Source organism: Acinetobacter sp. IK23 (assembly GCF_035615275.1).
GTDB lineage: Bacteria > Pseudomonadota > Gammaproteobacteria > Pseudomonadales > Moraxellaceae > Acinetobacter > Acinetobacter seifertii.
On record NZ_JANBNX010000009.1, the window covers coordinates 36,335 to 48,311 of the forward strand.

The window sequence follows — 11,977 nt, forward strand, 5'->3', positions numbered from 1 at the left end:
TATATAAAAATAAAAGCGAAGGAGATAAAAATGATGAAACGACTAGCAGCCCCCTTATTATGTAGTAGCTTTTTCTTATTAATGGCTTGTGGTTCTAACAATACCAACTCAAAAAATCCTGAACAAAATACAACTGCAAAAACAGAGCAAACTAGTGCTGCCAAACAAATTTATCAGGTCGAGACAGTCGCACATTTTAATGAACCTTGGGCGATTACCAGTTTGCCAGACCATCGTTTATTAGTCACTGAGCGACAAGGTAAGTTAAAACTTTTTAACCCCCAAAATAAACAAATGTTAGATGTTCAAGGTGTTCCAGCGGTGAACTATGGCGGGCAGGGTGGTTTAGGCGATGTTGTTTTACATCCTGACTTTGCCAAAAATCATTGGATATATCTCAGTTATGCAGCTAAAGGGCAAGGCGGATCTGGTGCAGTGATTTCACGTGCGAAATTAGACTTATCTAACCCTAATCAGCCAAAACTTATAGAGGTGAAACAGATTTGGCAGCAGGTGCCTAAAGTCTCAGGACAAGGCCATTATGGACATCGTATGCTCTTTGATGCAGATGTTAAGCTTTGGGTCAGTTCAGGTGAGCGCCAAAAGTTTGACCCTGCCCAAGACATGCAGAGTAATTTGGGCAAAGTCTTGCGTTTAAATGAGGATGGTTCAGCAGCCGTAGGTAATCCTTTTTATAAACAAGGTGGTGTTACTGCGGAAATATGGTCACTTGGACACCGTAACCCCTTAGGTATGGCTTTTGACAGTAAAGGACAACTCTGGGTAGTTGAAATGGGGCCTAAAGGTGGTGATGAGCTTAATATTATTACCAAAGGTGAAAATTATGGTTACCCAATCGTGTCAAATGGTGACCACTACTCGGGTGAGCCTATTCCAGACCACCATACTCGCCCTGAATTTAAAGCACCTGAGATTGATTGGACACCTGTCATTTCACCGTCGAGCCTAATCATTTATCGAGGCCAACAATTTCCTGCATGGCAAAATAAAGCCTTAATTGGTGGCTTATCTTCCAAAGCCATTGTGGTTGTAGATTTAGAGCATAAACCTGTAAAAGAAATACAAAGATTAGAGATGAAGCAACGTATTCGTGGTTTACATGAAGCACAAGACGGTTCAATTTGGGTAATTGAAGATGGCCCGGATGCACGTTTGCTGAAACTCAGTAATAAACCATCTTAATGCTACGAGTTAGCCTGTAAATAAAGAACGCGTCTCATAGATTCAAATTGTAGATTTCTGTGAGACGCAATAGACTATAGTGAAAAGACGATAAAGCTATTTGAGATGTCAGACACCCATATTCCACTTCCTGAACGCCTGCGCCCGAGAGATTTGTCTGAAATTATTGGGCAAGATCATTTGTTAGGTGAACACGCACCACTGCGTCAAATGATTGATCAGGGGCATTTACCTTCTATTATTTTTTGGGGACCGCCAGGTGTTGGTAAAACAACAATTGCTTTACTTTTGGCGCAAGCAATAGACCGCCCATTTGTGAGTTTGTCTGCTCTGAATACGGGCGTAAAAGAATTACGTGAAGTAATTGCAGAAAGTGGTGACTTACTAACACCTGTGGTTTTTATTGATGAAATTCATCGCTTTAATAAATCACAGCAAGATGCATTACTGGGGGCTGTAGAAAAAGGAAAAATTACCTTAATAGGCGCGACCACAGAAAACCCGTCTTTTGAAGTCAATAGTGCACTTTTATCACGTTGTCAGGTCTATACTTTAAACAGTTTAGACAGCGAAGCAATTCAGACGCTACTCAACAATGCTCTCCAAGCAGATAAATTCTTAAAAGAACGTTACATTCATATTGAAGAGTACGATGCCCTTTTGCAGTTTGCAGCAGGCGATGCCCGTAAAGCGCTTAATTTACTAGACTTAATTGCGAGTACTTTTGAGCCAGAAATTGAAAATACCATTACCAATGCTGTGGTGGTAAAAGTTGCCCAGCAAAACATTGCACGTTATGACAAATCGGGTGAGCAGCATTACGACCTCGTTTCTGCATTTATTAAATCGATTCGTGGTAGTGATCCAGATGCAGCTCTGTACTGGATGGCTCGTATGCTTAAAGGCGGGGAAGATCCAGTTTTTATTGCAAGACGTATGTTGATTGCAGCCTCAGAAGACATTGGAAACTCGAATCCAAATGCGCTTTTGCTTGCAGGTGAATGTTTCCGCTCTGTTCAAGCAGTGGGTATGCCTGAAGGTCGAATTATTTTGGGCCAAACCGCGGTTTATTTAGCAACAAGTGCAAAAAGTAATAGTACTTATTTAGCAATTAACAAAGCATTGGAACTTGCCGAGAAAACGGCAAATTTACCAGTGCCTTTACACTTGAGAAACGCACCAACCAAGCTGATGAAACAGCAAGGCTATGGCATCAATTATCTCTATCCTCATGATTACCCAGAGCACTTTGTGTTGCAAGACTATTTGCCACCTGAGTTGAAGGGAACCAAACTCTACGAGTCCGCGAGAAATAAGCGTGAGGTTGAAGGTGAACGCTTACAGCAACGCAGATGGCAGCAGGAACAATAGTTTTATTGAGTCCTGCTATTGTTCCAATTCCTCAGTAACCTGACCATAAATCAGCAGGGTAAACACGCCTGTACCACCAATAATATTTCCAATAGTCGTTGGAATCAGGAAATTAAAAATATATTCACTAATAGAGGCATCTCCTTGCCAAACTAGATAAGACATTTCGGTAGAACCTACTACTACATGGGTAAAGTCACCAAGTCCTATCAAATATGTCATGAAAAAGATGAGTAGGAATTTATTGCTAACTGAAGGCAGCATCCAGACTAGTGCAGCAATTAACAGCCCTGACATAATACCTTTCAGTAAGTTTTCGGTCGCAGAAAAAGACGCAACATGATGTGCTAGCTCGTCTAGTGCCTTGTCAATATCGGGTGTAAACAGGTGAGTAGTGAGGAAAAATAAACTCGCTAAAGCTGTTCCAATGATGTTGCATAAAATCACAATTCCCCATAATCGGCCTACAGCTTGTAATTTTTCGAGAGTAAAGGGTTTGAATAGAGGTACAACTGTGGTGATGGTATTTTCGGTAAAGAGTTGCATATGGCCCAAAATAGCGATCAGGAACCCAATGGTATAACCGACATTGGTGATTAAATCGGTCCAGACTGCATCAGCTGTAAGATAAGAAGCGATAATCGCCTTAAACACAAAAGAAAAACTGATGACTAGACCTGCTGCAATTCCTGAAAAGATCAGTGCAGCCGTTGGCCGATCCAGCTCTTCTGCACCATCACGGCGGATAATTTCATAGACTAAACGCGGTGACAGTTTTTCATGTTCTTCGACTGCCATTTTTTCACGCCAGCTTAAGGTTTGCTCGACCTTTTTTTCCTCTATTTCATGGTCCATCATGTTTACTCCTCATAGAATAAATATTTTCTACTTATTATTTTTGTTTATTGTTAAGGCAGCATTCAGAATAAATCTAGTTGATTCATAACAGCTTTATGTATCTTTTTATAAATTGAAAGATACGACGCTAAGCAAAATAGTATGCAAATAGAAGCAATTAACCAGATAGGACAGCTAAATATAAGAAGAGGTCGATAAAACTTTGCATGACAAGACGAATTGCCGCCTGAGTCAAAGGGGAGCAATGATGATGAAGAAGTCAGAAATCAGTATAGGGTTGACGCTAAAGATTTACGGCAAATCAGATAACATCAGTAACAATAATTAAAGTAAGGTATATGTTCTCAAAGTCCGTATGAGTTTCATATAGTCACCTTGAGAAGCTTCAGAAATGACGGTTTCCACTTCAGCTTCGCTCCAACCTTGTTTCAAAGCAGAGTCGCTAAAATTAGATAAAATCACTAATGGATTTTCACCAAACTGTATCGAGTGATTCATTAATCTCTTTTCAGGCTTAAGTAGTTCCATAGGGTTCACCATACTTTAAATTTAATTATTGTGATGCAATTAATGTTTTTTTAGATTTTAGTGCTTTGCTTTTATATTGTGCAAGTAATAATTTAATTAAATATACAAATCTGTCTACTTTTCCTGAATTTTAGTGCCTAGAAAATAAAAAACCGAGCAATTCAGCTCGGTTTCTTACTAAAGTCTGGCTAATTAGATGTCAGATAAATCTACGCCTAAACGAGCTGCAACTTCTTCATAAGCTTCAACAACACCGCCTAAACCTTGACGGAAACGGTCTTTGTCGAGTTTCTTCTTAGAGTCTTTGTCCCATAAACGGCAACCGTCTGGAGAGAACTCGTCACCAAGTACGATACGGTCATGGAAAACACCAAATTCAAGTTTAAAGTCCACCAAGATCATGTTGCCTTCAGCAAATAATGCTTTTAATACATCATTTACTTTATAAGTTAACACTTTCATTTGTTCTAACTGTTCAGCAGTCGCCCAACCTAAAGCAATCGCTTGAGATTCGTTAACCATTGGATCGCCTAGGCCATCATCTTTGTAGAACAATTCAAATGTAGGAGGAGTAAGTTCTTTACCCTCTTCTACACCTAAACGACGGCATAGAGAACCAGCTGCGTAGTTACGAATTACGCATTCAACAGGAATCATTTGAAGTTTTTTAACAAGAACTTCAGTTGGAGAAAGCAATTTTTCAAAATGCGTTTCAATACCCGCAGCAGCAAGTTTTTCCATGATGAAGGCGTTAAAACGGTTGTTCACCTTGCCTTTACGATCTAGTTGTTCGATTTTTTCGCCATTGAACGCAGAGGCATCATCACGAAAGACTAAAATCAGATGGTCGGCATTGTCTGTTTCATATACAGATTTTGCTTTACCAGTATAGAGCAAGGTTTGTTTTAACATGAGGGAACCTTTTAAAAAAAAATGCCTAGTAAACGACTAGGCTGGCCAATTTTGGTAAATCTGGTTTAACACTTCTGCCGCAACTTCAGGGCTTGCAAAAGTGTTGTCTGGATTAAAGAGAGCAAGGCTATGACTAGAGCCAACACCAGTCAGTTTAAGCACATAAGTTTTGTCATTTACTTTAATCGTCGCTTGATTACTGCCTTGAGCGATGATGTTGTAATTTAACGTGCTTAGGGTTGCTTTGGTGTATTGCCAAATTTCAGCGGTACTTCCATCAATTTTTAACAGTGGGTTTTTATTACCATCTGTTACAAGTTGAGGGCGACTAAGCGCGCTACCTGATTGAGCAGATGTATCTGCTGTATCACCTTGAGTTTGTTCAGGGCGAGGCAATGCAAAACGATTGCCACGCTTGTTTTCAAACTTCGGTGCGTGATCGATAGCGAGCTGGTCTACTGTTGGTGCAGGATACAAAGGCGTCGCTGGTCGTACAGTTGCATCGGCAGGATACTCAAGCGGGGCGAGTTGCTTTGCTTTTTTATAATCTAAAGAGTGATTATTGAGTGCGAAGCGACCACAGCCAGCTAAACTTAAGGCTGAAACTGCAAGGACTAAACCAAGACGTAATTGCATCATAAATTGCTCTTATTAAATAATTCCCGCATCTTTTAGTGCATTGCGGAGAGGTTCGCGATATTGCTCAGCGAGAGGAGTGAGTGGTAAACGAATACCAGTATCAATCAGTCCCATCTCATGTAGTGCCCATTTCACAGGAATTGGGTTAGATTCGCAAAATAGAATATTGTGTAAATTTGCAATCTTATTGTTAAGCGTCTTCGCTTGTGGCTCATCTTTAGCAATTGCAACCGCACATACTTCGCTCATTGCCTTAGGTGCAATGTTTGCAGTAACCGAGATATTACCATCTGCGCCAAGAAGCATAAGTTCCCATGCAGTTTCATCGTCACCTGAGTAAACAGCCATTTTGCCGTTTAAAGCATCGATTAAAGCTTTACCACGAGGTACATCACCTGTTGCGTCTTTAATACCTACAATGTTAGGAATTTCTGCTAAACGTACCGCTGTATCGTTTGACAAGTCTACGCCTGTACGACCCGGTACGTTATAAAGAATAAGAGGTAATTCAACAGCTTCGGCAACCGCTTTATAGTGTTGGAAAAGGCCTTCTTGGGTTGGTTTGTTATAGTATGGTGTTACAAGTAAAGCGGCATCAGCACCGAGGTCTTTAGCTGCTTTAGTTAATTCGATTGCTTCGCGGGTTGAGTTTGCACCAGTACCGGCAATAATTGGAATACGTTTATTGGCTACACGAATAATTTCTTTAATAACCTGTGTGTGCTCTTCCATGCTCAATGTTGAGGCTTCGCCGGTTGTACCGACGGCTACAATACTGTTTGTACCTTGTTCTATGTGCCACTCAACCAGCTTCTCAAGACCCTTCCAATCTACACCGCCATCTTTCAACATGGGAGTGACAATTGCGACGATTGAGCCTTGAATGGTCTGTGCTTGCTGAGTCATTTTAAAAAATATCCTATTTATCCATCCGAATCTGAGGTAAGAAAAACAAAATGTGGGATGGTTGCAGTATTTTGATTGTCCAGTTCTAACAATAACAGATTGTTGAATGACAATTATGCAAATTATGACTGATCAGACGCATAAGAACAATATGCTTAACTGATAAACCCTATGTAAACTTGAGCAAAACATAGAATGCCAATTTGATCATTTCAAGTAAAAGACAGTAAATATGACAATATGGTTCAATTCTGCGAATCCTTACTTGCTACGGTCTTTTTTATGGCAAGATAAAATGCATATTTTTCCCGAATGGGACTTAAGATGGCATGAAAATGAAGAAACAACCACAAAATTCGGCTTTAGTCGTAGTTGATGTACAAAATGGTTTTACGCCAGGTGGAAATTTAGCAGTTGCCGACGCCGATACAATTATTCCAACCATTAACCAATTGGCGCGTTGTTTTGAAAATGTCGTTCTGACACAAGATTGGCATCCAGATAATCATATTTCTTTTGCCGCCAACCATTTGGGTAAACAGCCATTTGAAACCATTGAGCTCGATTATGGACCGCAAGTGCTTTGGCCTAAACATTGTGTAGAAGGTAGCCATGATGCCGAATTTCATCCAGATTTGAATATCCCAACGGCCCAGCTGATTATCCGAAAAGGCTTTCATGCTCATATTGATAGCTACTCGGCTTTTATGGAAGCAGACCACAGTACAATGACGGGTTTAACGGGTTACTTAAAAGAGCGCGGCATTGATACGGTTTATGTGGTCGGAATTGCTACGGACTTTTGTGTTGCATGGACTGCTTTAGATGCAGTTCAACTCGGCTTTAAAACTTTAGTGATTGAAGATGCCTGTAAGGGTATTAATCTGAACGGCTCTTTAGAACAGGCATGGCAAGCGATGCAGCAACAGGGTATTGTCCGTATTCAATCGACTGATTTGTTGAGTGAATGTTAGAGAGAGTGCTCATGTTGTTTGGGCTTTAATTGCGATTTGATATGGATGAACAGCATGTCTGCATTATTACGTTTTACTCAATTTGTTCAGAAAACGTTTGCTTTATGGGTCATCGTTTTTGCGGCTCTAGCGCTGTGGCAACCTGAGTTTTTTGTCTGGCTTAAAGCGTACATCCCATGGATCTTAGGGATTATTATGCTCGGTATGGGAATGACCATGACCGTTGATGACTTTAAAGGGGTATTGCAAAGCCCTAAAGCCGTCTTAATTGGGGTGGTTGCCCAGTTTGTGGTGATGCCTGGTTTAGCATATGTTCTATGTAAATTATTTAATTTACCGCCTGAAATTGCAGTCGGCGTTATTTTAGTGGGGTGTTGCCCAGGCGGAACAGCTTCAAACGTGATTACCTATATGGCTAAAGGCAATGTGGCTTTATCGGTCGCCTGCACATCGGTATCAACACTTTTAGCACCTGTATTAACTCCTGCAATTTTCTATCTGCTAGCCAGCCAATGGTTAAAGATTGATGCAGCTTCGATGTTTATTTCAATTTTACAGGTGGTGCTACTGCCTATTGTGATTGGTCTGATTTTGCGAACTTGGCTTAAACGTCAGGTCGAGTCCTATATTCAAGTTATGCCGTTAGTTTCAGTGATTGCAATTGTCGCGATTGTGGCAGCCATTATTGGTGGAAGCAAAGCAGCTATTTTTCAATCCGGCTTGCTTATTTTGGCGGTAGTGATACTCCATAATGGATTTGGTTATTTATTAGGTTTTACCGCAGCTCGTTTCTTTAAATTGTCTTACGCAGACAGTAAAGCAATTGCGGTAGAAGTTGGTATGCAAAACTCAGGCTTAGGCGTGGCGCTTGCAGCAGTGCATTTTGCGGCTTCCCCGATTACGGCTGTACCAAGCGCAATTTTCAGCCTTTGGCACAATATTTCTGGTCCTGCGCTTGCCACTTATTGGGCAAGTAAACACAAACAAGAATAACTGTAGAAAAACATACATTACAAAAGAAGGCCAAACGAATAGTTTGGCTTTTTTATTTAAAGAACATTTTAGAGGAAGCTGAATTTAGAACTGGTATGTCTTTTGCTTTGAATTGATGCACTAAAAATAACGTGAATATCAACATAAATCGCAAAGAAAAAAATAAGGCTTTTTTTGATGAACCAGATTTTTAAATTATTTATTCCCATGCTCTCAAGCAATTTAATTCTAGTTTTAAGTGGATTGGTTGATATTGCTTATGTAGGGCATTTTAGTAATGACCATGTCGCCGCATTATCGGTAACCTTATCTTTATATACAGTGATTTATGTCATTGGAATGGGTATTCTGCAAGGTGTGATACTCAAGCTCTCGGAAGCATATGGTTGCCACGACATACCCCATATTCGTCAAATCTTTATTCAAGGCATTTGGCTGATGTTATGTTCGGCATTGGTGAGTATTGGCTTGCTTTACTTGTTCCATGATTTACCAAAATTATTTGGTGCATCTGAACATGTGGTTTCAATTACTAAAAACTGTATTTGGGTCTTGGTATTTATTTTACCTGCGCATTTACTGATGCGCCTATGTACAGCTTTGTCTCAGGTCACTGAAAATGCGCATAAGGTTTTACTATCAGATAGCATTTTTTTCATTCTTAAAATTATTTTGTCCTATCTTTTGATTTATGGGGTCGCTTTATTTTCAATTCCGCCACTCGGTGCCATAGGGGCTTTGTTAGCCACTCTCATTGTACGGTGGTTTATGTTGGCTGTTTATTACCTGTTTTTCCTAGAGAAAAGCTACATTTTTATTGAGCAACCAGAACGTTCGGTTGAAGATGGCCGACAAAGTCTGCGTATGATTTTAAAAATAGGGATACCTACCGCGATCATGGCGTTGATGGATGTTGTTGCATTTTGTTCGGTGGCTATTTTGATTTTGCCTTTTGGGAGTGTGGTGTCAGCAGCCCATCAAATTGTCGCGAGCACGGGGGGTTTTATGTTTATTTTTCCCTCCTCAATTGCCTCGGCTTATAGCATTTTGGTGTCGCGATCTATGGGCAGTGGCAACATGGAAGAAGCAAACAAAATTGCCAGACAAAGTATATGGGTAATTATGGCAGTGAGTGGCAGTCTGTCCCTAGGTTTATGGTTGGAGCGGGACTTAATTGTCACCTTCTATTCAGATGATTTGGCTGTGCAGGTTTTGGCTGCATCACTGCTGTTAATTGTCTGTATATCTCATTTTCTAGATGGCTTCATGACCTTACTCACCTCTTTGCTGCGCTGTTGGGATGTCTCAATTTTACCCATGCTGATTTTTTTAGTCGTGGTGCTATGTTTCGGATTGGGTGGTGGTTAGTGGATGGCCTATAAAGGGCTGTATTGGGGGAGTCATTCGATTTCTGCAATGGGAATTTATGGTTTCTGGAGTATGGCAGTCATAAGCTATTTAGTAGCTTGTATATTGAGTGCTTTATGTTTCCGTTTTAGAAAACAATTAAGAGGATTTTGATTGAGCAGACAATGGTTAAAGAGGATGTGCTGCTAACCATTCTTCAATTTCGTTTTCAGAAATCACTTTAAAACCATGGCGCTGTAACAGTGCTGTGGTAATCCCAACACCCGTAATTCTCTCACCTTGAAAAGTTCCGTTATAAATTTTTTGACTGCCGCAAGATGGGCTATTTTCTTTTAAAACCACACAACTTGCTTTTATTTGCTGTGCAATTTCTAGAGTGCGGTGAGCACCTTTTAAATAGAGCGCTGTCACATCTAAACCAGATGAGTCAGTAATTTTTGCCTTGCCATCAAGTACATCTTGACCTGTTCCTCCTACAATTTCTGCGGGTAAGCGAGGCGTGCTAAATCCACCTAATAACTCTGGGCAAAGTGCGTGGGCTTTTTTATTTAAAAATAACTGCTGAAGCGTAGTGTGCAAGCAAGAGCGCCCATCGTAGCGTACAGGCTCCCCAATTAAACAGGCACTGATTAAAAGCATGAGTTTTCCGCCGTTAGAACTTTAAAAGCCATGTGAGTGTACCCAATGATTTATAAAATATGAAATTAAAAACAAGCACAAACAAACTAAGTAATTTGATTAATAAATTACACAATTCATAATTAAATTATGTATTGCATAATTTAATTGTTTTTAGTAGCATCTGTTTTAAGGTAAATGGCCATTGGAGGTCCAACAAGGATGTTGGCCTCCATAAATCTAGGAATGACTTTAGGAAAAGGCGATTTTTAAAGGTTTATTGAACAATCTCAATCGTACTTTTAGATAAGAAAGGACTGTGTGTATGGAAAACAAACACCATATAGAAGGGAAATTAATCATCGGCTTCGTGCCCACTCAATCATCGTTTTAATTATTGGTTTTTTTCTCATAGGATGCGTTGGGCTAAGGCATTTTGACGGTTCAAACACTCTCCCAGCAAATGCGTATTCTATAGAGAAAGGAGCTGACCAGATCAGCAGAAATAAACGGATCAGGTAATCACCAGAGGGAAACTAGATGGATATTTTAGAGAACCCATTAGAACTATGCGGTTTTGCATTTATTGAGTTTGTTTCAAAAGAAAATGAATTAGATACAATTTTTGAAACCATCGGCTTTTCAAAAGTAGCCAAGCATAAATCGAAAAAAGTGTACTTATGGCGTCAAGGAAATATCAATATTATCCTGAATTATCAGCCAGAATCTTATGCTTCATTCTTTTTCAATGAGCATGGTCCATCTGCTTGCGCAATGGGATTCAAAACACGTGATGCGGCAAAAGCTTTTAAAAAGGCTGTTGAGCTTGGTGCAGAACCAATGCAATCTAATATTGGGCCAATGGAGCTTAATATTCCAGCAATTAAAGGTATTGGTGGCATGCCAATCTTCTTGGTTGACCGTGACATTTATGAAAATGACTTTGTTTTCTTTGATGATGCACAGCGTAACCCAGAAGGTGCTGGTTTAAATGAAATTGACCACTTAACTCATAATGTCTACAAAGGCCGTATGGAGTACTGGGCAAATTTCTACGAGAAGATTTTTAACTTCCAAGAAATTCGTTACTTCGACATTAAAGGTGAATATACAGGTTTAACATCTAAAGCGTTAACTGCTCCAGATGGCATGATCCGTATTCCTTTAAATGAAGACTCAGACAAGGGTAACGGTCAAATTGCAGAATTCTTAGCTGATTTTAATGGCGAAGGTATTCAGCATATTGCGTTTATTTGTGATGACTTAATTTCGACTTGGGATAAGTTAAAGGGCTTGGGTCTGCAATTTATGACTCCACCGCCAAACACGTATTATGAAATGTTGGAAGACCGTTTACCTGAGCATGGTGAACCGACTAATGAATTACAGCAGCGCGGTATTTTGCTTGACGGTAATACTAAAGACGGTCAGAAGAAGCTTTTATTGCAAATCTTCTCTCAAAACATGATTGGGCCAGTTTTCTTCGAATTCATTCAACGTAAAGATGATGACGGTTTTGGTGAAGGTAACTTCAAGGCACTGTTTGAATCGATTGAACGTGACCAAATTCGCCGTGGCGTTCTCGAAGCAAAATAAGTTTTGCTTTG

11 protein-coding genes and 1 pseudogene are annotated in these 11,977 nt (G+C 40.0%); 6 read left to right on the forward strand and 6 right to left on the reverse strand.

The genetic code is table 11. The annotated features are described in order from the left end of the window. Window positions 1-33 precede the first annotated feature (33 nt). Entirely contained in the window at window positions 34-1,203 is a 1,170-nt protein-coding gene (locus MSG95_RS08850; RefSeq protein ID WP_139344767.1) for a PQQ-dependent sugar dehydrogenase, read from the forward strand. A 105-nt stretch (window positions 1,204-1,308) separates the two neighbouring features. Beyond that, complete coding sequence (locus tag MSG95_RS08855; RefSeq protein WP_004704731.1) at window positions 1,309-2,574, forward strand: replication-associated recombination protein A; 1,266 nt, start codon at window positions 1,309-1,311, stop codon at window positions 2,572-2,574. A 15-nt stretch (window positions 2,575-2,589) separates the two neighbouring features. Here MSG95_RS08855 and MSG95_RS08860 read toward each other — a convergent pair whose 3' ends face one another. The 5 genes from MSG95_RS08860 to dapA all read right to left on the reverse strand — a co-directional run bounded on the left by MSG95_RS08860 (window position 2,590) and on the right by dapA (window position 6,417). Beyond that, on the reverse strand, window positions 2,590-3,429 hold the full coding sequence (locus MSG95_RS08860; RefSeq protein WP_077165341.1) for a formate/nitrite transporter family protein: 840 nt from the start codon (window positions 3,427-3,429) through the stop codon (window positions 2,590-2,592). Window positions 3,430-3,756: 327 nt separating this feature from the next. Then, entirely contained in the window at window positions 3,757-3,960 is a 204-nt protein-coding gene (locus tag MSG95_RS08865) for a hypothetical protein (protein ID WP_025469217.1), read from the reverse strand. Between the two features lie 192 nt (window positions 3,961-4,152). After that, window positions 4,153-4,872, reverse strand: coding sequence for a phosphoribosylaminoimidazolesuccinocarboxamide synthase (gene purC / locus MSG95_RS08870; protein WP_002119240.1), 720 nt, complete (start codon window positions 4,870-4,872; stop codon window positions 4,153-4,155). Window positions 4,873-4,908: 36 nt separating this feature from the next. Then, a complete protein-coding gene (locus MSG95_RS08875) occupies window positions 4,909-5,508 on the reverse strand; it encodes a lipoprotein-34 precursor (NlpB) (protein ID WP_077165362.1) in 600 nt (199 codons plus the stop codon). A 15-nt stretch (window positions 5,509-5,523) separates the two neighbouring features. After that, window positions 5,524-6,417: a 4-hydroxy-tetrahydrodipicolinate synthase gene (gene dapA, locus MSG95_RS08880; RefSeq protein ID WP_004704743.1), complete on the reverse strand. Its 894-nt coding sequence runs from the start codon at window positions 6,415-6,417 to the stop codon at window positions 5,524-5,526. Between the two features lie 329 nt (window positions 6,418-6,746). Between dapA and pncA the strand changes: the two genes are divergently transcribed. The 3 genes and pseudogenes from pncA (at window position 6,747) to MSG95_RS08895 (ending at window position 9,905) form a co-directional block, all read left to right on the forward strand. Then, the gene (gene pncA, locus MSG95_RS08885; RefSeq protein ID WP_077165340.1) at window positions 6,747-7,391 is read left to right on the forward strand and encodes a bifunctional nicotinamidase/pyrazinamidase; all 645 of its coding nucleotides are present in this window, start codon (window positions 6,747-6,749) and stop codon (window positions 7,389-7,391) included. A gap of 54 nt (window positions 7,392-7,445) precedes the next feature. Continuing rightward, window positions 7,446-8,384: a bile acid:sodium symporter family protein gene (locus MSG95_RS08890; protein ID WP_077165339.1), complete on the forward strand. Its 939-nt coding sequence runs from the start codon at window positions 7,446-7,448 to the stop codon at window positions 8,382-8,384. Between the two features lie 177 nt (window positions 8,385-8,561). Continuing rightward, window positions 8,562-9,905, forward strand: a pseudogene (locus MSG95_RS08895) (MATE family efflux transporter). A gap of 15 nt (window positions 9,906-9,920) precedes the next feature. On the opposite strand, the gene MSG95_RS08900 reads toward MSG95_RS08895, so the two are convergent. Next, on the reverse strand, window positions 9,921-10,391 hold the full coding sequence (locus MSG95_RS08900; protein WP_077165337.1) for a DUF523 domain-containing protein: 471 nt from the start codon (window positions 10,389-10,391) through the stop codon (window positions 9,921-9,923). Window positions 10,392-10,910: 519 nt separating this feature from the next. Between MSG95_RS08900 and hppD the strand changes: the two genes are divergently transcribed. After that, window positions 10,911-11,966 carry a 4-hydroxyphenylpyruvate dioxygenase gene (gene hppD, locus MSG95_RS08905; protein WP_077165336.1) on the forward strand — a complete coding sequence of 352 codons (1,056 nt, stop codon included), beginning with the start codon at window positions 10,911-10,913 and terminating at the stop codon, window positions 11,964-11,966. Window positions 11,967-11,977 lie beyond the last annotated feature (11 nt).

Excerpts from the sequence above, each read along its gene's own strand:
- MSG95_RS08850 (WP_139344767.1), top strand. The coding sequence starts at position 34 with ATGAAACGACTAGCAGCCCCCTTATTATGTAGTAGCTTTTTCTTATTA.
- MSG95_RS08855 (WP_004704731.1), top strand. The coding sequence starts at position 1,309 with ATGTCAGACACCCATATTCCACTTCCTGAACGCCTGCGCCCGAGAGAT.
- MSG95_RS08860 (WP_077165341.1), bottom strand. The coding sequence starts at position 3,429 with ATGGACCATGAAATAGAGGAAAAAAAGGTCGAGCAAACCTTAAGCTGG.
- MSG95_RS08865 (WP_025469217.1), bottom strand. The coding sequence starts at position 3,960 with ATGGAACTACTTAAGCCTGAAAAGAGATTAATGAATCACTCGATACAG.
- purC (WP_002119240.1), bottom strand. The coding sequence starts at position 4,872 with ATGTTAAAACAAACCTTGCTCTATACTGGTAAAGCAAAATCTGTATAT.
- MSG95_RS08875 (WP_077165362.1), bottom strand. The coding sequence starts at position 5,508 with ATGCAATTACGTCTTGGTTTAGTCCTTGCAGTTTCAGCCTTAAGTTTA.
- dapA (WP_004704743.1), bottom strand. The coding sequence starts at position 6,417 with ATGACTCAGCAAGCACAGACCATTCAAGGCTCAATCGTCGCAATTGTC.
- pncA (WP_077165340.1), top strand. The coding sequence starts at position 6,747 with ATGAAAATGAAGAAACAACCACAAAATTCGGCTTTAGTCGTAGTTGAT.
- MSG95_RS08890 (WP_077165339.1), top strand. The coding sequence starts at position 7,446 with ATGTCTGCATTATTACGTTTTACTCAATTTGTTCAGAAAACGTTTGCT.
- MSG95_RS08900 (WP_077165337.1), bottom strand. The coding sequence starts at position 10,391 with ATGCTTTTAATCAGTGCCTGTTTAATTGGGGAGCCTGTACGCTACGAT.
- hppD (WP_077165336.1), top strand. The coding sequence starts at position 10,911 with ATGGATATTTTAGAGAACCCATTAGAACTATGCGGTTTTGCATTTATT.